The following is a 21,530-nucleotide window of genomic DNA, read 5'->3' as shown; positions in this document are numbered from 1 at the left end:
TGTGCCTGTCGCCTGAGGCCGTAATATTTGCCAGCCTCATAAAAATTAGAACTCTTTTCTCAGCCAGCTATTGAGTCGTTTGATCCACGAGCCAACCGATGCCGTAACGCGTTTTTCAACTTCAGCCTCACCACTCAAATGGGATTCTTTCCCGTAGTGAAGCAGCCCCACAGCCGTTGAATAATACGGCTCCTGGGCATAATCTGTCAGACCGGTGATATTCAGCGGTGCGCCAATACGCACCTGCGTATGGAACACGCGCTGAGCGCAGGCTGCAAGGCCTTCAATTTGCGCAGCACCGCCGGTTAACACAATCCCCGCCGCCAGGTGATGTTTCACACCCTGCTGGCGAAGCTGTTCCTGTAATTGCAATATCTCTTCGTTGACCAGGTTAAGCAGCTCGGTATAACGCGGCTCAATCACTTCTGCCAGGGTCTGACGCTGCAGACTGCGCGGCGGACGACCGCCCACGCTTGGCACTTCAACGCTTTCATCTTTACCAACGATAGAACCCAGTGCGCAGCCATGACGAACTTTGATGGCTTCAGCATCACTTGGCGGCGTACCAAAGGCGTACGCGATATCGCTGGTTACCACATTCCCTGCGTAAGGAATTACTTTGGTATGACGCAATGCCCCGCCAGTATAAACGGCGATATCCATTGTACCACCACCGATATCCACCACGCAGACACCCAGTTCACGTTCGTCTTCCGTCAAAACAGAATAACTGGCTGCCAACCCGGCAAATATAAGTTGGTCAACTTTCAGACCACAACGTTCAACGGCTTTAACAATGTTCTTCGCCATATCGTTGTGGCAGGTAATCAGATGAACTTTTGCCTGCATACGCACGCCGGAAAGACCCACCGGATTTTTAATACCTTCCTGGTAATCAATGGCGTATTCCTGTGGAATAACGTGCAAAACACGATGCTCATCGCGTACGCGTACGGATTTTGCCGTATGCACAACGTTTTCCACATCTTCCTGGGTCACTTCCTCTTCGGAAATCGGCACCATACCAATTTCATTCTGACAGCTAATATGTTTACCTGAAAGCGCCAGATACACCGAAGAAATCTGGCAATCCGCCATCAGTTCAGCCTGGTCAATGGCGCGCTGTACGCACTTCACCACTGACTCAAGGTCGTTCACCCCACCTTTATCCATACCTCGCGACGGGCAACTGCCCACGCCAATGATATTGACCATACCGTCGGGCAGAACTTCCCCTACTAAAGCGGCTACCTTCGCGGTGCCAATCTCCAGTCCAACTACCAGTTTTCTGTCCGTCGCCTTGATCATTGTTGTTCTGCCTGTGCCTGATTCTGTTGCTGATTAGATTCCTCAGGAGGCAAGGGAACCCAGCCTACTGCCGCTCCTGAGTCATAACGCAAATCAACGTAGCTAATCCGTTTGCCATCGGTTTGCGCCTGCTGCTGTAAAACCGGGTAAAGTTCCACAAAGCGAGCCAAACGTTTTATCGTATCGCCCCTGCCCAGATTGAGCTTAATATCGTTATTCAGCGTCAACTGCCAGGAACGACGAGCGGTCATCGCCGCTTCCTTCAGGGTGAATCTATCCTTAGCCAGCACCTGCCCCATATCGCGGAACCCTTGCAACACTTCATTTGCGCTGCCTTCCGGGCCATACAACATAGGTAATACCTGCTTGTTAGCTCGACCAGCCGGTATACTGAATGTATTTCCTTCAGCATCCACCATATGCTGGTCATTCCAACGCGCTATCGGCACATATTCAACCAGATGAATCTTCAATTCATCGGGCCACTGCTTTCTGACACTCGCCTGTTTAATCCAGGGGAGGCGTTCAATTTGACTCTGGATGATATTCACATCCTGAGTCATAAAGGTTCCAGGTGCGCCTAGCGCCAGAATGGACTGACGAATATCGTCATTGCGCGTGTAATGCCGTTCACCGGTCAATACCAGCTTCGACAAAGGCAAACGCTGCGCATCTTCCATCCATCCCAACACCACCCAGCCGCTCACAAACACGGTGCACAGCACTGTCAGCAGAAACAGTATTCCTGCAAGACGCGTTCCATTATTGCGGCGTGAGGAGAGAACCTCTTCTTCATCACCGTTTCGCGTGTTCAGCGCAGCCTGCGACATATCAGTCCGCCAACTCCAGAATTCGTACCACCAACTGCGAGAAACTTAAGCCCGCCTGACGCGCCGCCATGGGCACCAGACTATGGCTGGTCATACCCGGAGAGGTATTCGCTTCCAGCAGATAAAACTGACCATCGCTGTCCAGCATGACGTCGATGCGTCCCCAACCTTTACAGCCCAACGCAGTCCATGCTTTCAGGACTAATGCCTGTAAAGCCGCTTCTTGTTCGTCTTCCAGACCAGCGGGACAGAAATATTGTGTCTCATCAGACAGATACTTCGCCTCATAATCATAGAAGGTTCCCGCCGGTTGGATACGTATTGACGGTAAAATTTCTTCGCCAAGTATCGCAACTGTGAATTCCGGGCCACTTAGCCATTTTTCGATCAGTACTTCTTCATCATGCTGAAAAGCCAATGCTAATGCACTCTGCAAAGCATTTTCTTCTTCAACTTTTGACATCCCCACGCTGGAGCCTTCGCGGCTTGGCTTAACAATAAGCGGTAAACCTAGCGCAGAGATTTTCGTAGCCACTTCATCACCAAGCCCTTTTTCGAACTCAGCGCGGGTCAATGCGACCCACGGCGCAACGGGTAAGCCTGCGCCCTGCCACAGCAACTTACTGCGCAGTTTGTCCATCGAGATAGCAGAAGCCATGACCCCACTGCCGGTGTACGGCAGGCCAATCAGATCCAACATGCCCTGCAAGGTGCCATCTTCACCGCCACGGCCATGTAACGCAATAAACACCTTCTGAAAGCCCATAGATTTCAGAAGAGTGACATCAATCTCTTTTGGGTCAATCGGGTGTGCATCCACACCACCTTCACGTAATCCGGCCAGTACAGCTGCACCAGAATTCAGCGATACTTCTCGCTCTGCGGAGGTTCCTCCCAACAGGACCGCAATTTTATCAGCCATGTTGTTCTTCCTCCGGGTTTTGCGGCTTCAGTTTGATTTCAGCTAAGGAACGCGCGATTTTGCCGATATTTCCAGCGCCTTGCACCAAAATCAGATCGTTTCCGGTTAATACCGGTGCCAACATTTCCGCCACCTGAGCCGGATCGGACACTAAAATAGGGTCGATCTTACCGCGACCACGGATAGTACGGCACAGTGAACGACTGTCAGCACCAGGAATCGGCGCTTCACCTGCAGCATAAACATCCAGCATCAGCAGCGTGTCTACTTGAGTCAGTACGTTGGCAAAGTCATCGTACAGATCGCGGGTACGCGTGAAGCGGTGCGGCTGAAACAACATCACCAGATTTTTATCCGGCCAGCCTGCACGTGCAGCTTTAATCGTTGCATCCACTTCCGTTGGATGATGCCCGTAGTCATCCACTAGCATCGCGGTCCCTGTTTTACCGTTTACCGGTTCAAGTGGGAATTCACCAAGGAAGTCAAAACGACGTCCGGTTCCCTGGAAACTTTCCAGCGCGCGTAGGATCGCCTCGTCTTCAATGCCCTCTTCCGTTGCCACGGCAACAGCTGCCGCCGCGTTCAGCGCATTGTGACGCCCTGGCGCATTCAACGTCACGCGCAGATCGGCCATCCCCTGACGCATCAGCGTGAAGTGCCCCTGTGGGCCAATCTGCTGATAATCTTCAACGCGTACGTCTGCGTCATCGCTAAAACCATAGGTCGTTGTCTGGCGACCTACGCGTGGTAACAATTCGCGGATCACCGGATCGTCAACGCACATCACCGCACGACCATAAAACGGCAAGTTATGCAGGAAATTAATAAAGGTCTGCTTTAAATTTTCGAAATCACCATGGTAAGTATCCATATGGTCAGCTTCGATATTGGTGACAATCGCCACCATCGGCTGCAAATGCAGGAACGACGCATCGCTCTCATCCGCTTCCGCAATCAAATAACGGCTATGCCCCAGACGCGCATGCACGCCCGCCGCTTTCACCAGACCACCGTTTACGAAGGTTGGATCCAGCCCCGCTTCCGCATAGATACTGGAAACCATCGCGGTCGTCGTGGTTTTACCATGCGTCCCGGCAATGGCGATGCCGTGACGAAAACGCATTAACTCTGCAAGCATCTCTGCACGGCGGATCACCGGGATACGTGCCTCGTGTGCCGCAACGATTTCCGGGTTATCTGCAGAAATTGCGCTGGAAACTACTACCACGCTCGCATCACGCACGTTTTCCGGACGATGGTTGAAGAAAATGGTGGCCCCCAGGTTCGTCAGCTGTTGAGTAACCGGATTCGGCGCTAAGTCAGAACCGCTAATCTGATAACCTTCATTGGCCAAAACTTCGGCAATACCGCCCATACCAGCACCACCGATGCCGACAAAGTGAATGTGCCGAACGCGACGCATTTCGGGCACGATGGAACGCAGTTTTGCCAATTGTTGTGTATTCATTCTTTACGCCATTAACTTCGAAATATCCTGTGATGCAAAAGGCATCACCACAATTACACCCGGGCAGCCCGACTGACTTCATTTGCCACACGCTCAGTGGCATCCGGTATGGATGCAGCGCGTGCACGTTCTGCCATGGTTAATAAAGTTTCTCGCGACCACCCGGAAAGGGTGCTTACGACGGCATCCACAGTAAACTGCGGCTGCTCTAAAATTTTTGCTGCGCCCGCTTTTTCCAGTGGAAGCGCATTCCAGTACTGTTGCCTGTCTTTGTGTTGAAACGGCACAAACAGCGCTGGTAAACCTGCAGCAGCAATCTCACTCACCGTCAGTGCACCAGAACGACACACGACGACATCCGCCCACGCATAGGCTGCGGCCATATCATCAATAAACTCGGTGACCTTATGCTGCGGCTGCCCCGCTTCCGCGTAAGCCTGTTCAACGGTTTGCTGTGCGCCTTTGCCGCTCTGATGCCAGATAGTCACCTCGTCACCAAGTTTTGCGGCAACCTGCGGCAGCGTCTGATTCAGCACTCGCGCGCCCTGAGATCCACCAACAACCAGCACGCGAACCGGGCCTTCACGTCCGGCCAGACGAACCTTGGGTAACGGCAACGCCAGCACATCGGTCCGCACCGGGTTACCCACCACTTCCGCTTTAGGGAAGGCGCCAGGAAATGCCTGCATGACCGTCGTTGCAATCTTCGCCAGCCATTTATTGGTCAATCCCGCGATGCCGTTCTGTTCGTGCAGCACCACCGGAATACCTAACGACCAGGCTGCCAGCCCACCGGGACCTGACACATAACCGCCCATACCGAGCACTACGTCAGGTTTAAACTGCTTCATGATGGCGCGAGCCTGACGCCAGGCATTAAAAATACGTAATGGCGCAGCCAGCAATGCTTTAATGCCCTTTCCACGCAAACCGGAGATGCGAATAAAGTCAATTTCAATGCCATGCTTCGGCACTAAGTCCGCTTCCATACGATCGGCGGTGCCGAGCCAACGAACCTGCCAGCCCTGGGCCATTAAATGGTGGGCGACAGCCAGCCCCGGGAACACATGCCCGCCGGTACCGCCCGCCATCACCATTAACCGCTTCGGTTGACCACTCATCGTGCACCTCGTGTAAACGCCTGGGCTTTTTCCAGACGCGTTTCATAATCAATACGTAACAAAAACATGATGGCTGTCGACATGATCAACAAACTGGAACCACCATAACTGATCAGCGGCAGCGTCAGACCTTTCGTTGGCAGCATACCTGCTGCCGCGCCGACGTTGACCAGCGCCTGAAAACTGAACCAGATCCCGATGGAGCAGGCTAAGAAACCTGAAAAACGGTGGTCAATTTCCAGCGCCTTACGACCAATCGACATCGCGCGAAAAGCGACGAAGAATACCATTAAAAGTGCCAGTACCACACCGATATAACCCAGTTCTTCCCCAATAATGGCGAAGATAAAGTCAGTGTGCGCTTCCGGCAAATACTCCAGTTTTTGTACTGAATTACCCAGCCCCTGACCCCAAATCTCACCACGTCCGAAAGCCATCAAAGATTGCGTCAGCTGGTAACCGCTGCCAAACGGATCTTCCCATGGGTTCCAGAAAGAGGTTACACGGCGAATACGGTACGGCTCCGCGAGGATCAGCAGCACCACCGCCGAAATCCCCATACCGATGATGGCAATGAACTGCCACAACTTAGCCCCGGCAAGGAACAACATCGCCAGCGTAGTGACAAATAGCACCACTACCGTTCCGAGGTCAGGCTGTGCCAGCAGTAGCACGGCCAGCACCAGAATCACGCCCATCGGTTTTAAGAAGCCGCGAAGGTTGTTACGTACCTCATCAACTTTACGCACCAGATAGTTGGCGAGATAACAGAACAGCGACAGCTTAGTAAATTCCGCAGGTTGAATACGCAGCGGCCCCAGTGCGATCCAGCGTGATGCCCCGTTAACGGAGCTACCAACCACCAGCACGATCAGCAACATGATGATCGACGCGATCAGCATTGTGGTGCTGTACTTTTGCCAGAATTCCATAGGCAGACGCAGCGTAACCATGGCCAGACAGAACGCCAGAAAAATGTACAGTGCATCACGCTTGGCGAACAGGAAGGGATCGCCCGCCAGACGTTGCCCCACAGGCATTGACGCAGATGTGACCATGATAAAACCGATCGCTGCCAGACCGAACGTCAACCACAACAGCATACGGTCGTACATGATCAGGCTATCCGCGTCTTTGTCACGCGAAGCCATCACCCAGCCTTTAAGTGCCGCGAAGATCCACGCCAGGACACCAAATCCTGGTAAGCGCGGCATTCTCAGACGAGGGAGAGATAATCGCATCAACCCAACTCCTTCGCCAGGCGGGTAAAGACATCGCCTCGTTGTTCAAAATTCTTGAACTGATCAAGGCTGGCACAAGCTGGCGACAACAGCACCATATCACCCGGCTTCACGCGGGGAGCGAGCAAACGCATCGCCTCTTCCATCGTTTCAGTTTGTTCGGCGATGTCCGGACGCAGTGCCGCCAGCTGTCCACCATCTCGCCCAAAGCAGTACAGACGCACACGATCACCGTGCAAATAACGCTCCAGTGAAGAGAAATCTGCTGATTTTCCATCGCCACCGAGGAGCAGATGCAAAGTGCCATCAACATGTAGTCCATTCAACGCGGCTTCAGTACTGCCAACATTGGTGGCTTTCGAGTCGTTGATCCACCGCACGCCGTTATGATCCAGTACCAGTTGGAAGCGGTGCGCCAGACCGGTGAATGTCGTCAGCGCTTTCAGACTAGAGGCGCGAGGCAGACCCGCTGCATCAGCCAGCGCCAACGCCGCAAGTGCGTTGGTATAGTTATGCTGACCGGAAAGAGTCATCTCTTTCACGTTCAATATTTTTTCACCCTTCACCCGCAGCCAGGTCTCCCCTTGCTGACGGTTAAGGTGATAATCGCCCATATTGACGCCAAAGCTCACACAACGCTCATCGGCGCCACGAATCGGCATGGTTAACGCATCATCTGCGTTTACGACGCAGACTTTCGCGTTCTCGTAGACGCGCAGTTTGGCGGCACGATACTGCTGCAACCCAAACGGATAGCGGTCCATATGATCTTCAGTAACGTTCAAAATGGTTGCTGCCACGGCCTGCAGGCTGGAGGTTGTCTCCAGTTGGAAGCTGGAGAGCTCCAGAACATACAGTTCACGTTCAGCGTCCAGTAGCATGAGTGCGGGTAAACCAATGTTGCCACCCACCCCCACGTTTACACCGGCCGCTTTCGCCATCTCGCCAACTAACGTGGTAACCGTACTTTTACCATTGGAGCCAGTAATCGCGACGATCGGTGCCTGCGCTTCACGGCAGAACAGTTCTATATCGCCGACAATTTCAATACCCGCATCCGCGGCAGCGCTTAACGAAGGATGCGCCAGTGCAATACCAGGGCTGGCGACGATTAAATCCGCAGCCAGCAGCCAGTCATCATTCAGACTGCCGACATGACGCTCAACCGCTTCAGGTAATTTATCCAGGCCCGGCGGTGTCGCACGGGTATCCATTACGCGCGGCGTTACACCACGCGCGAGGAAGAAATCTACGCAGGACAACCCGGTCAAACCCAGACCGATAATGACGACTTTTTTACCCTGGTAATCAACCATGATTAACGTACCTTCAGCGTTGCCAGGCCAATCAGCACCAGCATCAGCGAAATAATCCAGAAGCGCACAATCACGCGCGGCTCCGGCCAGCCTTTCAATTCATAGTGATGATGAATCGGCGCCATTCGGAAGATGCGCTGTCCACGCAGCTTGAAGGAACCAACCTGCAAAATAACCGACAGGGTTTCTACCACAAATACGCCACCCATGATCACCAACAGGAATTCCTGACGCAGCAGCACAGCAATAATGCCCAGCGCGCCACCCAGTGCCAGCGAACCGACATCGCCCATAAAGACCTGAGCCGGATAGGTGTTAAACCACAGGAAGCCAAGGCCCGCGCCCACAATCGCCGTACAGACGATCACCAGTTCACCGGCATGGCGCAAATAGGGAATATGCAGATAGCTGGCAAAGTTCATGTTACCGGTCGCCCACGCCACCAGCGCAAATCCGGCCGCGACGAACACGGTAGGCATAATCGCCAGACCATCCAGACCATCGGTCAGATTAACCGCATTACCGGTACCAACAATGACGAAATACGCCAGCAGGACATAGAACAGACCCAACTGCGGCATCACATCTTTAAAGAACGGCACCACCAGCTCAGTTGCCGGAGTATCTTTCCCCGCCAGATACAGCGCGAACGCAACACCTAACGCAATCACCGACATCCAAAAGTACTTCCAGCGGGCTATCAGGCCCTTGGTGTCTTTACGCACGACTTTGCGGTAATCATCTACGAAACCGATAATGCCGTAGCCAATCAGAACCACTAACACGCACCAGACGTAAGGATTCGATGGATAGGCCCACAGCAGAACGGAGATGACAATCGCGGTGAGGATCATAATGCCGCCCATAGTCGGCGTACCGCGTTTACTGAAGTGTGATTCCGGGCCGTCGTTACGAACGACCTGACCAAAAGACATTTTTTGCAGACGGGCAATCATGCGCGGGCCCATCCACAAAGAGATGAACAGCGCGGTCAGCAGGCTGACGATGGCGCGAAACGTCAGATAGGAAAAGACGTTAAAGCCGGAATAATATTTGACCAAATGTTCGGCCAGCCAAACTAACATGTTCCATTCTCCTGTAATGCGCGTACTACCTCTTCCATAGCGGCACTACGTGAACCCTTCACTAAAATCGTCATTACCTGATGCTCTGCAATCAGCGTTTTAAGATGCGCGGTCAGCACGGTTTTATCCGCAAAATGCTCGCCAACCCCGCTGGCATCGCTAATTGCCTTGCTCAGTTTCCCTGTACTCAGTACACGGTCAATGCCTGCCGCTTTCGCTGCTTCACCTACCTGTACGTGGCATGCTTCACTTTCCGCACCAAGCTCTGCCATATCCCCCACCACCAGCACACGGTAGCCCGGCATTTCGGACAGAACCTGTACCGCCGCGGTCATCGAACCAACGTTCGCGTTATAGGAGTCGTCCAGCAGCAGCTGATTTTCAGCAAGTTGAATCGGGAACAGACGCCCCGGCACTGCTTTCAGATCCTTCAGACCGGTTTTAATTGCCTCATGCGTAGCGCCAACTGCCATTGAGAGCGCGGCCGCAGCCAATGCGTTGGCAATGTTGTGGCGGCCCGGTAATGGCAGCAGGACATCAATGCTGCCCACAGGCGTTTGCAGAGAAAACTCAGTACCGTGCGAGGTGATATGAATGTTGGTTGCAGAAAAATCGCTGTTGGCCGCATTCGGGGAAAAGCGCCAGACTTTGCGATCGCCAATAACGTTCTGCCAGTTCAGCCAGTCGTTGTTATCAGCATTCATAATGGCAATGCCGTTCGCCGACAGACCGGTAAAGATTTCGCCTTTGGCTTTGGCCACACCCGCAAGCGAACCAAACCCTTCCAGGTGAGCCGCAGCAAGATTGTTAACCAGCGCAGCTTCTGGACGCGTCAGACCGACAGTCCACGCGATCTCACCCTGATGATTGGCGCCAAGTTCAATCACGGCATAGTCATAATCGTTGTTTAACCGCAGCAGCGTCATTGGTACGCCAATGTCATTATTCAGGTTGCCAGCCGTGTACAGGGTATTTCCGCACTGGCTCAGAATAGAAGCGGTCATCTCTTTGACAGACGTTTTACCGGATGAACCGGTCAGCGCTACCACGCGAGCCGGAACTTGCGCGCGAACCCACGCTGCCAGCTCACCGAACGCCAGTCGCGTATCCTTCACAATCAATTGCGGCAAATCGATTTCCAGCGGACGGCTAACCAGCAGTGCGCCAGCCCCGCTCGCTTTTGCTTGTTCAGCAAAATCGTGAGCATCAAAGCGTTCGCCTTTCAGCGCCACAAACAAACAGCCCGGCGTGACTTTACGCGTATCGGTTGTAACTGCATCCAGGGTCAGATCGGCCCCTTTCAGTTCGCCTCGGAGGATCTCCGTCAGTTGGCTGAGGGTTACGCTAATCATGCGATCACCCCCAGCAAGCGGGCTGCCGTAACACGGTCAGAGTAGTCAAGGCGATGAGACCCGACGATCTGGTAATCCTCGTGACCTTTCCCTGCCACCAGCACCACGTCGTTTTCTTTCGCCTGCATGATGGCGTTTGTCACCGCTTCAGCGCGCCCTTCCATCACCTTCGCATGCCCGGCATCCAGCATCCCCGCCAGAATGTCGTTAATGATGGCGCGTGGTTCTTCGGTGCGCGGGTTGTCGTCCGTCACCACGACTACATCAGCAAACTGCTCTGCAATAGCCCCCATCAGCGGGCGTTTACCTTTGTCACGATCGCCGCCACAGCCAAAGACGCACCACAGTTTACCGGCACAGTGTAGACGTGCTGCCTGCAACGCTTTTTCCAGCGCATCCGGCGTGTGGGCATAATCAACCACCACCGTGGTTTTGCCCGGCGCGCTGAACACTTCCATACGTCCACAAACCGGTTGCAGGCGCGCAGCCGTTTTCAGTAATTCTGCTAACGGATACCCGAGCGCCAGCAGCGTTGCCAGCGCCAGCAGCAGGTTGCTGACGTTGAATGCCCCCATCAGGCGGCTTTCAATTTCACCGTCGCCCCACGAAGAAGTGAAACGAATTGTCGCGCCGCTGTCGTGGTAATTCACGTCTACTGCTTTCAACCAACGTCCGTGACAGTTAGAGTTGATATGGTCTTCCATCGAAACGGCAACCGCATCAGGCAGTTTTGCCAGCCAGCGACGACCAACTTCATCATCGGCATTGACGATGGCCTGACCGCAATGATGGGTGGAGTACAGCAGCCATTTAGCCGCTTCGTAATGCTCCATATCGCCGTGATAGTCGAGGTGATCACGACTTAAATTGGTAAATACCGATGCGGCAAATTTCAAAGCCGCCACGCGATGCTGAACCAGACCGTGGGACGAGACTTCCATTGCTCCAAACGTTGCACCCTGCTCAACCAGTCCCGCCAGCACGTGCTGAACGTCAACAGCTGAACCGGTGGTATTCTCGGTCGGGATCACTTTGCCCAGCAGACCATTGCCTACCGTGCCCATCACTGCACTGGTCTCACCAAGCAGCTGACTCCATTGCGCCAGCAGTTGGGTGGTGGTGGTTTTACCGTTGGTCCCGGTCACACCGACCAGGCGCATATTCTCAGATGGCTCGTGGTAAAAGCGGCCCGCCAGTGCAGATAAACGTTCATTAAGCTGGCTAAGATAGATTACTGGCACACCGTGCATTTCACGGATTTCACCGTCGGTTGCCTCGTCTTTTGCCTCTGCAATTATGGCAGCTACACCTTGCGCTATCGCCTGCGGGATATATCGACGCCCGTCCGCCTGATGACCTACCACTGCCACAAAGAGATCCCCCGATGCAGCCACACGGCTGTCGAGTGTCATCTCCCGCAGTGCTCGCTCCGGTGCACCCGGCACCCATGGAGCAAGAAGGTCGCGCAAATTACGATCTGCCACCTGTTGCCTCGCCTTGATTATTCACAAATTCATTTTTATCGCTCGTTGCCAGCGCATCCGGTTCGATGTTCATGGTACGCAGTACGCCCCCCATGATGGCACCAAAGACCGGCGCGGAAACGGCGCCACCGTAGTATTTACCCGCCTGCGGATCGTTGATAACAACAACCAGCGCGAAGCGCGGCTGACTCGCAGGCGCAACACCTGCGGTATAAGCAATGTATTTATTGATGTAGCGGCCATCCGGCCCTACTTTTTTCGCCGTACCGGTTTTAATAGCGATGCGATAGCCTTTAATCGCCGCCTTCACGCCGCCGCCGCCAGGCAGCGCGACGCTTTCCATCATGTGCACCACGGTGCGTACGGTCGACTCCGGGAAGATACGCTCGCCCGGAACAGGAGGATCAACTTTGGTAATCGACAGCGGACGATAAACGCCATAGCTGCCGATGGTTGCGTAGACTCGCGCTAACTGTAACGGGGTTACCATTAGCCCATAGCCGAAAGAGAAGGTGGCCCTCTCTATGTCAGACCACCGTTGTTTTTGAGGATATAAGCCACTGCGTTCTCCGACCAACCCCAAATTGGTCGCTTTTCCCAGCCCAAAACGTGAGTAAGTATCTACTAACGCTGAGGACGGCATCGCTAACGCCAGCTTGGAAACACCGACGTTACTCGACTTCTGCAAGACCCCGGTGAGGGTCAATTCGCTATAACGCGCCACGTCTTTAATTTCGTGACCATTAATTCGGTAGGGAATAGTGTTCAGTACGGTATTTTCGCGAACCACACCGCGCTGCAGTGCCGTCATCACCACCATCGGTTTGACGGTAGAACCCGGCTCAAACACGTCAGTGATGGTACGGTTACGCATTGCATCCTTCGGCGTACCGGTGAGGTTGTTTGGGTTATAGGAAGGGCTATTCGCCATCGCCAGCACTTCACCCGTGTTAACATCGACTAACACGGCGCTGCCCGATTCTGCTTTGTTAAAGGCAACAGCGTTGTTCAGTTCGCGGTAGACCAGCGCCTGCAAGCGCTCATCAATACTTAATGCAAGATTATGCGCCGCCTGGCTATCGGTCGACGAGATGTCTTCAATAACACGGCCATAGCGATCTTTACGCACCACACGCTCGCCAGGTTGACCGGTGAGCCATTTATCAAAACTCTTCTCAACGCCTTCAATCCCCTGGCTGTCGACGTTGGTGAAACCGATGAGGTGAGCGGTCACTTCCCCGGAAGGGTAGTAACGACGGGATTCTTCACGCAGATGGATCCCCGGTAGCTTCAGTTTCTTGATGTAGTCAGCCATGTCAGGGTTGACCTGACGTGCGAGGTAGATAAAACGCCCTTTCGGGTTAGCGTTAATTCTGGAGGCCAGTTGATCAAGCGGAATGTTCAACGCAGTCGAAAGCGCTCTCCAGCGCTCACCAACGCTAACACCGCCCGCATCATGCACTTCTTTTGGATCAGCCCAGATAGCCTTAACCGGCACACTCACCGCCAACGGACGTCCTGAACGGTCGGTAATCATACCGCGCGATGTGGAAACTTCCTGGACGCGCAGAGAGCGCATGTCGCCCTGGCGCACCAGCATGTCAGGCGCGATGATTTGCAGCCAGGCAACGCGCCCCAGCAGGAACCCCAGCGCCAGCAAAATACAACCGCACAGTAACGCAAAACGCCAACTGATAAAGTTGGCTTGTTCTTCCTGGCGTTTTGGTTTGTGCGTCTTTGCCGCTGCTTTCATGCGTCGCGTTTATCCTTATTTTTGTACTACGATATTTTCTTGTGAGGGATCAACATGCTGCATTTGCAGTTTTTCCGTTGCGATCCGTTCAACACGGCTATGGTCGCCGAGCGCGTTCTCCTCAAGGATCAGGTTGCGCCATTCAATATCCAGCGCATCTCGTTCCAGAACCAGTTGTTCGCGTTGCGCGGTCAGTAAGCGCGTATGGTGCGCTGTTGTTACGACGGTGACCGCCGTCAAAATAATGCAAATGAACAAGCAGAGTGGCAGCTTCCCAAACCGCAAAAGATCGTCACCGATCACGCCAGGCAAGGCATGGCGCTCGTTGCTTCCTATCGATCCTTTAACTTTGCTGAGGGCTTCTGTCACTCTGCTGATCATGCGTTCGTCCTCTCTGCAATACGCAGAACTGAACTACGGGCACGAGGATTTTCAGCTACCTCTTCTTCACCCGGCATCAACTTGCCTAGTGCTCTCAACTCACGGCCGCCCAACTTTTTGATCTGCGCTTCCGTCATCGGTATTCCAGCCGGAACCTGCGGACCGCGACTTTGTTCACGCATAAAGCGCTTCACAATACGGTCTTCGAGCGAGTGGAAACTGATGATTGAAAGCCGACCGCCTGGTGCCAGCACGCTGAGCGAGCTTTTTAGCGCCTGCTCTATCTCCTCCAGTTCACTGTTCACCCATATGCGCACCGCCTGGAAGGTACGGGTCGCGGGATGTTTAAATTTGTCTTTTACCGGCATTGCCGCCGCAATCACTTCCGCCAGCTCTTTAGTACGAGTCATCGGTTCAATGCGGTTACGCTCCACGATGGCGCGGGCAATGCGCTTGCCAAAGCGCTCCTCACCAAAGGTTTTAATCACCCAGGCAATATCAGCTTCATCGGCGGTTTGCAGCCACTCGGCGGCAGACTGACCACGTGTTGGGTCCATACGCATATCTAATGGACCGTCACGCATAAATGAAAAGCCGCGTTCAGCATCGTCAAGCTGCGGTGAAGACACGCCAAGATCAAGGAGGATTCCATCGATCTTGCCGGTAAGTCCGCGCTCGGCTACATATTCAGCCAGCGCAGAGAAAGGTCCATGAATGATGGAGAAACGGGGATCGTTAATGGTCTGGGCAACGGCAATAGCCTGCGGATCGCGATCGATTGCCAGCAAACGTCCCTCTTCGCCGAGCTGCGAGAGAATTAAACGTGAGTGACCGCCGCGACCAAATGTCCCGTCAATGTAGATGCCGTCTGGACGAATATTCAGGCCGTTTACGGCTTCATCCAGCAACACCGTTGTATGTTTATAATTTTCCATCATCTTATAGAGACAAATCCTGCAATCGTTCCGACAGCGCGCCAGTAACAGACTGCTCAGCGTCGATATCTTCCCTGACCTGTTGATACCAGGTCGTTTCATCCCACAGCTCAAACTTATTGAACTGCCCAACCAGCATCACTTCTTTCGTCAACCCTGCATGTTGTCGCAGAATGGGGGCAATCAGTAATCGACCAGCGCTGTCCATCTGACATTCGCTGGCATGCCCTAACAGTAAGCGCTGTACGCGGCGCTCAACCGGATTCATGCTCGACAGGCGCGATAACTTCTGCTCGATAATTTCCCATTCAGGCAGGGGGTACAGCAGCAGGCACGGGTGATGGATGTCAATGGTACAAACCATTTGACCGGCAGCACTCTCGAGCAGTTGATCCCGATAACGGGTAGGCACAGATAAGCGCCCTTTACTGTCGAGATTAACTAACGTTGCTCCCCGGAACATGCCAGCCTCACCCCCGATTACCACTTTATCCCACAAATTCCCACTTAAAGGAGTTTACGGAGCGGAGGAAAACCTTGTCAAGCAAGTCACGGCGCTTAGCGGAGCAAAAAACCCAATGTTTACGGCTAATATCAGCGTTGAACAGATTTCGTACAGCAAACGAAGCAAATTAACGTCATGAATATTTGTAAGAAAAAGATCCAACAACTCATCACTGTTTAAAACAACTCAATATCATCTAAAGAAAATATAAAGTGTCAGTTTGCGACGCGAGCGGCATTTTAGGACAATATGCAGCGAGATAACAGTGCCAGTTAATCGGTCTGTACGCCCCATACGACAGAGATATACGAGAATTATCTGCAATAAAGAAGCAAAGTGTTTGTTAATTCGGCAATTCCACACAAGCATGTAACAAAATAATACAACAGTAACGCGTCGTTACGTATCAATAACCCAAAAACAGACGGCAGTATTTTAAATCGAGGTAATTAAGAAATGAATTTCAGATAATTCTAAAGAATATTCTTAATTATAATGAGGTTATTTCTGATAATTGATATTTGATAGCGCCAGAAGGGTATCCTCCCGGCGCATACAGCCGAGTAGACTTAGCTGCGGCTGAGAATACCGCGACGATACAGATTACGTTTAATGCGTGTGAGTCCTGGTTTTGGCTTACGCGGCTCATCCAGGCTGGCTAGCACGATTTCCAGTACGCGTTCGGCAACATCACGATGGCGTTGCGCGACTGCCAACACCGGACATTGCAGGAAATCGAGTAGTTCATGATCGCCAAAGGTAGCAATGGCTAAATCTGACGGTAATTGCCCATCGCGGCGTAGTGTCACGTCCATCACCCCCTGCAACAGGGCAAACGAAGTGGTAAACAGCGCCTGAGGCATAGGGTGCGTTTCCAGCCATTTATCGAACAACTGTGCGGCGGCCTCCCGCTCATAGCTGTTAGCGTACAGGAAATTCACTTCTCGCGGGTCATCCTTCCAGGCAGTACGAAAACCCTGCTCACGCAGGAAACTCACGGATAATTCAGGGAGAGCCCCCAGATAGAGCACGTTTTCAGCCGGAAATTTACGTAATTCCTCAGCCAGCATTTCTGCATCATCCTGATCAGCCCCCACAACACTGGTGAAATGCTCACGATCCAGTGCACGGTCTAACGCCACGATAGGGAATGAGCTATTTGCCCAGCGCTGGTAGAACGGGTGCTCAGGAGGCAAAGACGTTGACACAATGATGGCATCAACCTGGCGTTGTAAAAGATGCTCAATACAGCGCATTTCGTTATCCGGCTGATCTTCAGAGCAGGCTATCAGCAGTTGATACCCACGCTGTCGTGCCTGGCGCTCCAGGTAGTTTGCAATCCGGGTATAACTTGTGTTCTCCAGGTCAGGGATCACCAACCCGATAGAACGTGTGCGTCCAGCACGCAGCCCGGCTGCCACAGCATTTGGGTGGTAATTATGCTCGCGCACCACTGCCATGACTTTTTCAACCGTCTTGTCGCTTACGCGATATTGCTTTGCTTTGCCGTTAATAACGTAGCTTGCAGTCGTTCGCGAAACGCCGGCCAGCCGAGCGATTTCATCCAGTTTCACAATTGCCCCTTGCGTAAAATGTACAAACCATAACCTTTGAGATGGCATGGGTTAAATTTATTAACATCTAAGCGCAGAATAATGACTGCGGCAACCGCTTTTGTCTCTGGTTACTGCTGATTTCGCAAAAAAAAGCCCAACCGCTACTGTCAGGCTTGCGAATTAAGAACATGGTCATGATTAGCGCATAATTTTATCGCCGCGAGAGAGACCCACAACACCTGAGCGAGCAACCTCGACGATCTTTGCGACTTCACGTAATGTCGCCAGGAACGCATCCAGTTTATCGCTGGTGCCAGCCAGTTGTACGGTGTAAATAGACGGCGTGACGTCAATGATTTGCCCACGGAAAATTTCCGTGTTGCGCTTCACCTCTTCCCTGCCGTATCCGCTGGCCTGAATTTTCACCAACATGATTTCTCGTTCAACATGGGCGCCCTGTCCCAGTTCACTCACACGCAGGACATCCACCAGTTTGTGCAGTTGCTTTTCTATTTGCTCGAGGACTTTTTCATCCCCTACAGTCTGGATCGTCATCCGCGATAAGGTCGGATCGTCCGTTGGCGCGACTGTCAGGCTTTCGATGTTGTAACCGCGCTGGGCGAAGAGACCTATCACACGCGACAATGCACCCGACTCGTTTTCCAGCAATACCGATAATATCCGGCGCATAATCAGGTCCTCTCCGTTTTGCTTAACCACATTTCATCCATACCGCCCCCACGAATCTGCATTGGATAAACATGCTCACTGCCATCAACGGTAACATCGACAAACACCAAACGATGGTTGCGCACATGCTCCAACGCTTCAACCAGTTTGCTCTCCAGTTCGTTTGGATGGTTTATCTGGATACCAATATGCCCATAGGCTTCAGCAAGGCGGACGAAATCAGGCAGCGACTGCATATAAGACTGCGAGTGCCTTCCGGAGTAGATCATGTCCTGCCACTGTTTGACCATACCGAGGTAGCGGTTGTTAAGATTGAGTACCAACACTGGCAGTTCATACTGCAGCGCTGTCGACAACTCCTGGATATTCATCTGAATGCTGCCATCGCCGGTCACACACACTACCGTTTCATCAGGTAGCGCCATCTTGACACCTAACGCTGCGGGTAAACCAAATCCCATCGTGCCAAGACCACCGGAGTTAATCCAACGGCGTGGTTTATCAAACGGGTAGTAAAGTGCGGCAAACATCTGATGCTGCCCAACGTCCGAGGTCACATACGCATCCCCTTTCGTTAACTGCCAGATAGTTTCAATCACAGCCTGCGGCTTAATACTTTCACTTTGGGTGTCATATTTCAGGCACTGACGGGCGCGCCATTGCTCAATCTGTTGCCACCAGTCACGGTTATCATCCAGTGGTTGCTGCGACTTCTCCTGCGCCAGCAGCTCCAGCATCTGATCGAGCACCAACCGGGCATCACCAACAATAGGAATATCCGCCGTCACTGTTTTCGAAATTGAAGTAGGGTCGATGTCGATATGCAACACGGTCGCATGCGGGCAATATTTTGCCAGGTTATTGGTCGTGCGATCGTCAAAACGAACACCGATGGCAAAAATGACATCAGAATGATGCATGGTCATATTTGCTTCATAAGTGCCGTGCATTCCCAACATGCCCAACGCCTGACGATGCGTTGCCGGAAACACGCCTAACCCCATCAACGAAGACACAACCGGCAGGTTAAGTGCTTCTGCAATCTGCCCCAGTTGCTCGTGACAGGCCGCATTAACTGCACCGCCACCAACATACACTACCGGTTTTTTGGCTGCTATCAGCGTTTGCAGTGCGCGTTTTATCTGCCCTTTATGCCCGGTGGTTGTAGGATTATACGAACGCATACTTACCGATTCCGGCCAGCTATAAGGCAGTTTCTTCGCAGGATTCAGAATATCCTTCGGTAAATCCACCACCACTGGACCTGGACGGCCGCTTGCCGCCAGCCAGAAGGCTTTTTTCAATACCTGCGGGATGTCCTCTGTTTGCTTTACGAGGAAGCTGTGCTTCACCACCGGGCGGGATATGCCGACCATATCGCACTCCTGAAAGGCATCATAGCCAATCAGAGAGGTTGCAACCTGCCCGGAGAGGATCACGAGTGGTATGGAGTCCATATAAGCCGTTGCAATTCCTGTAATCGCATTGGTAGCTCCTGGTCCCGAAGTGACCAGTACGACGCCCACTTCTCCCGTGGCTCGCGCCAGGCCATCGGCCATATGTACTGCAGCTTGTTCATGGCGGACCAGCACATGATCAATTCCACCGACCGTATGTAGTGCATCATAGATATCAAGGACTGCCCCCCCGGGATAACCGAATACCTGCTTCACACCCTGGTCGATGAGCGATCGGACGACCATCTCGGCTCCAGACAACATCTCCATGGCTTGCCTCCACTCTTATAATGAATAACGGTTTAACAACACATTAACCGCTGACGATGACGCATGGCAATTCGCACCGACGTGGTGGCATTACAGCGAATAAGAATAAAACGGAGGAAAGAGTCGAATAAACGGAGAATTAAACCAGTAGAATTAAGTGGAATGATAAATAATCGCTTAAAAATGGGAACTTACAGCGATTACTCTATTTTTTTACATTTCAGAATAAATGTAAAAAAAGGAATTCAGCATAAAATTTCAAATAAAAAGAAAAAAGCAGAATAAACCAGATATGACATCGAGTTTATTCTGCTATACCCAATGGATTTCGAGTCGCATTGAGGCGGCAAGCCCGTGACACGTTCGTCTGAAACGAATATAAACAGCCAAAGACTGCATCTGGGGAGGGACAGAGATGCCTCCTCATTCCCCCAGCAGCATAGATAACAATGTGGCTGGGGAGACAAAGCAGCTTGAAAAACAAAGGATATAAATGCTACTTCTTGCAGACGGAAACTAACAATTCTTCCATCCATTTATGTCCTTTATCCCGACCTGCTGCTTCATGCCAGGAAAGATAACATGTGCGACTGTTCAATTTTAATGGTAAAGGCAATACCTGCAGGTCTAAAGACTCTGAGAACTCTTCTGCTAACCAGCGCGGTGCAATGGAGACCAATTGGGTTTGAGAAACAATATTCAATACACTTATTAATGCCATTCCCTGATAAGCAACGCAGGATTGTTTATCCGGTGTGTCGTACCATGGTTGGCTAAATGAAGCAAAGCGGTCAAGAGAAACCACAGCATGTTGCTCATTATAGACATCACTTTCCAATAATGGACCACTTATGCGTGGATGTTTTTTGCTCGCTACCAGCACCATTTCGTCATTGAACAACGGTATGCTTGTGAATTCAACCCGGCGGAATTCTTCATAACTAATAACAAACTCTGTTTCCTGATAGCGCAATTGGTGTTCTGTATTTTGATTAAGTGAAGATTTAAATACGACATTAATATTAGGCGCTACATCCTCAACTCGATTATAAATCAAGGATGTCAGAATATTATCCAATGGGCTACATACGCAGAGGTTGAAAACACGCTCGCTGATGGCAGGTTCAAACCCCGATCCTGGCAATTCATTCTGCACCAATTGTAACGCCTGACGAACTGAACCAAATAGCTGGAAAGCCCTTGCTGTCGGCTGAATCCCTCGCCCATAACGAACAAAGAGCTCATCATTAAACATGACCTTCAGACGCGCAACTGCATTACTGACTGCAGGTTGTGACATCCCCAGAGAATGTGCAGCACGTGTAATGTTCTGTTCTTGCATAACCGCATCAAAGACGGTTAATAAATTAAGATCAACCATGCGAAGCTGCGGTTTCCCAATATCTATAAGATTGGATTTATCTATTATTTTTACTTCTGGCATAATTAACTCCACTGTCACTCTAAACTCCCTTTTCCCCAGACGGAGTGAATAATCTCCGATAATATGATTTACCATACATATAGAATGAGAAAAAGAGAAAACATTAAAATTAGGAAAACATAAAGGCACTAACCTAAATGAACATAAAAACAATGCGAGCGCAGTGTGGCAGATGTCACTGCACGATGATTCATATGTTTTAATTTCATAAACAATATAACCATAAGCATGACGAATGTACAATCATACACACAGTGAATACGTAATTAAGATTTAATTAAATATTTATATTTTTAATACATTAATGATTAACATTAATTTATCAATTATTTGTTACCACCTTTGCCACACCCATTCAGAGTTACTATAAAAATAGATAAATCATAAAGATAAAAAATTCTTTACCGACACA

19 protein-coding genes are annotated in these 21,530 nt (G+C 51.7%); 1 reads left to right on the top strand and 18 read right to left on the bottom strand.

What is annotated here, in order from left to right; translation table 11 throughout:
* Positions 1 to 45: 45 nt before the first annotated feature.
* The 17 genes from ftsA to ilvI form a co-directional block, all read right to left on the bottom strand.
* The gene (ftsA, locus tag OH663_RS09245) at positions 46 to 1,308 is read right to left on the bottom strand and encodes a cell division protein FtsA (protein ID WP_003018755.1); all 1,263 of its coding nucleotides are present in this window, start codon (positions 1,306 to 1,308) and stop codon (positions 46 to 48) included.
* A complete protein-coding gene (gene ftsQ, locus OH663_RS09240; RefSeq protein WP_045439820.1) occupies positions 1,305 to 2,138 on the bottom strand; it encodes a cell division protein FtsQ in 834 nt (277 codons plus the stop codon). Before ftsQ ends, ftsA begins: the two co-directional genes overlap by 4 nt.
* Before the next feature lies 1 nt (position 2,139).
* On the bottom strand, positions 2,140 to 3,060 hold the full coding sequence (locus tag OH663_RS09235) for a D-alanine--D-alanine ligase (protein ID WP_045439818.1): 921 nt from the start codon (positions 3,058 to 3,060) through the stop codon (positions 2,140 to 2,142).
* Positions 3,053 to 4,528 (bottom strand): UDP-N-acetylmuramate--L-alanine ligase, encoded by a 1,476-nt coding sequence (gene murC / locus OH663_RS09230; protein WP_045439815.1) that lies wholly within the window; start codon positions 4,526 to 4,528, stop codon positions 3,053 to 3,055. The genes OH663_RS09235 and murC overlap by 8 nt, the downstream gene beginning before the upstream one ends.
* 53 nt (positions 4,529 to 4,581) lie before the next feature.
* Positions 4,582 to 5,649 carry an undecaprenyldiphospho-muramoylpentapeptide beta-N-acetylglucosaminyltransferase gene (murG, locus tag OH663_RS09225; RefSeq protein WP_200011460.1) on the bottom strand — a complete coding sequence of 356 codons (1,068 nt, stop codon included), beginning with the start codon at positions 5,647 to 5,649 and terminating at the stop codon, positions 4,582 to 4,584.
* Entirely contained in the window at positions 5,646 to 6,890 is a 1,245-nt protein-coding gene (gene ftsW / locus OH663_RS09220) for a cell division protein FtsW (protein WP_045439809.1), read from the bottom strand. Before ftsW ends, murG begins: the two co-directional genes overlap by 4 nt.
* Entirely contained in the window at positions 6,890 to 8,206 is a 1,317-nt protein-coding gene (murD, locus tag OH663_RS09215) for a UDP-N-acetylmuramoyl-L-alanine--D-glutamate ligase (protein ID WP_200011457.1), read from the bottom strand. Before murD ends, ftsW begins: the two co-directional genes overlap by 1 nt.
* Positions 8,207 to 8,208: 2 nt before the next feature.
* On the bottom strand, positions 8,209 to 9,291 hold the full coding sequence (mraY, locus tag OH663_RS09210) for a phospho-N-acetylmuramoyl-pentapeptide-transferase (protein WP_045439803.1): 1,083 nt from the start codon (positions 9,289 to 9,291) through the stop codon (positions 8,209 to 8,211).
* Positions 9,285 to 10,643: a UDP-N-acetylmuramoyl-tripeptide--D-alanyl-D-alanine ligase gene (murF, locus tag OH663_RS09205; protein ID WP_045439800.1), complete on the bottom strand. Its 1,359-nt coding sequence runs from the start codon at positions 10,641 to 10,643 to the stop codon at positions 9,285 to 9,287. The genes mraY and murF overlap by 7 nt, the downstream gene beginning before the upstream one ends.
* Entirely contained in the window at positions 10,640 to 12,127 is a 1,488-nt protein-coding gene (murE, locus tag OH663_RS09200; RefSeq protein ID WP_200011447.1) for a UDP-N-acetylmuramoyl-L-alanyl-D-glutamate--2,6-diaminopimelate ligase, read from the bottom strand. The genes murF and murE overlap by 4 nt, the downstream gene beginning before the upstream one ends.
* Positions 12,114 to 13,880, bottom strand: coding sequence for a peptidoglycan glycosyltransferase FtsI (gene ftsI, locus OH663_RS09195; protein ID WP_045439796.1), 1,767 nt, complete (start codon positions 13,878 to 13,880; stop codon positions 12,114 to 12,116). The genes murE and ftsI overlap by 14 nt, the downstream gene beginning before the upstream one ends.
* A gap of 15 nt (positions 13,881 to 13,895) precedes the next feature.
* On the bottom strand, positions 13,896 to 14,261 hold the full coding sequence (gene ftsL / locus OH663_RS09190; RefSeq protein WP_000625651.1) for a cell division protein FtsL: 366 nt from the start codon (positions 14,259 to 14,261) through the stop codon (positions 13,896 to 13,898).
* A complete protein-coding gene (gene rsmH, locus OH663_RS09185) occupies positions 14,258 to 15,199 on the bottom strand; it encodes a 16S rRNA (cytosine(1402)-N(4))-methyltransferase RsmH (RefSeq protein WP_045439790.1) in 942 nt (313 codons plus the stop codon). The genes ftsL and rsmH overlap by 4 nt, the downstream gene beginning before the upstream one ends.
* Position 15,200: 1 nt before the next feature.
* Positions 15,201 to 15,659 carry a division/cell wall cluster transcriptional repressor MraZ gene (mraZ, locus tag OH663_RS09180; protein ID WP_045439788.1) on the bottom strand — a complete coding sequence of 153 codons (459 nt, stop codon included), beginning with the start codon at positions 15,657 to 15,659 and terminating at the stop codon, positions 15,201 to 15,203.
* A gap of 611 nt (positions 15,660 to 16,270) precedes the next feature.
* Positions 16,271 to 17,275: a catabolite repressor/activator gene (gene cra, locus OH663_RS09175; RefSeq protein ID WP_045439785.1), complete on the bottom strand. Its 1,005-nt coding sequence runs from the start codon at positions 17,273 to 17,275 to the stop codon at positions 16,271 to 16,273.
* 180 nt (positions 17,276 to 17,455) lie between these two features.
* Positions 17,456 to 17,947: an acetolactate synthase small subunit gene (gene ilvN / locus OH663_RS09170; RefSeq protein ID WP_003829566.1), complete on the bottom strand. Its 492-nt coding sequence runs from the start codon at positions 17,945 to 17,947 to the stop codon at positions 17,456 to 17,458.
* Between the two features lie 2 nt (positions 17,948 to 17,949).
* Positions 17,950 to 19,674 carry an acetolactate synthase 3 large subunit gene (gene ilvI, locus OH663_RS09165; protein WP_071828890.1) on the bottom strand — a complete coding sequence of 575 codons (1,725 nt, stop codon included), beginning with the start codon at positions 19,672 to 19,674 and terminating at the stop codon, positions 17,950 to 17,952.
* 63 nt (positions 19,675 to 19,737) lie between these two features.
* Between ilvI and OH663_RS09160 the strand changes: the two genes are divergently transcribed.
* On the top strand, positions 19,738 to 19,959 hold the full coding sequence (locus tag OH663_RS09160) for a hypothetical protein (protein ID WP_200011446.1): 222 nt from the start codon (positions 19,738 to 19,740) through the stop codon (positions 19,957 to 19,959).
* 211 nt (positions 19,960 to 20,170) lie between these two features.
* Here OH663_RS09160 and leuO read toward each other — a convergent pair whose 3' ends face one another.
* On the bottom strand, positions 20,171 to 21,118 hold the full coding sequence (gene leuO / locus OH663_RS09155; RefSeq protein ID WP_045439772.1) for a transcriptional regulator LeuO: 948 nt from the start codon (positions 21,116 to 21,118) through the stop codon (positions 20,171 to 20,173).
* Positions 21,119 to 21,530: the final 412 nt, after the last annotated feature.

The organism is Citrobacter sp. Marseille-Q5395, assembly GCF_947057495.1.
Lineage (GTDB): Bacteria > Pseudomonadota > Gammaproteobacteria > Enterobacterales > Enterobacteriaceae > Citrobacter > Citrobacter murliniae.
The sequence above is the reverse complement of the archived record's forward strand: the minus strand, read 5'-3'. Positions and strand labels throughout refer to the sequence as shown.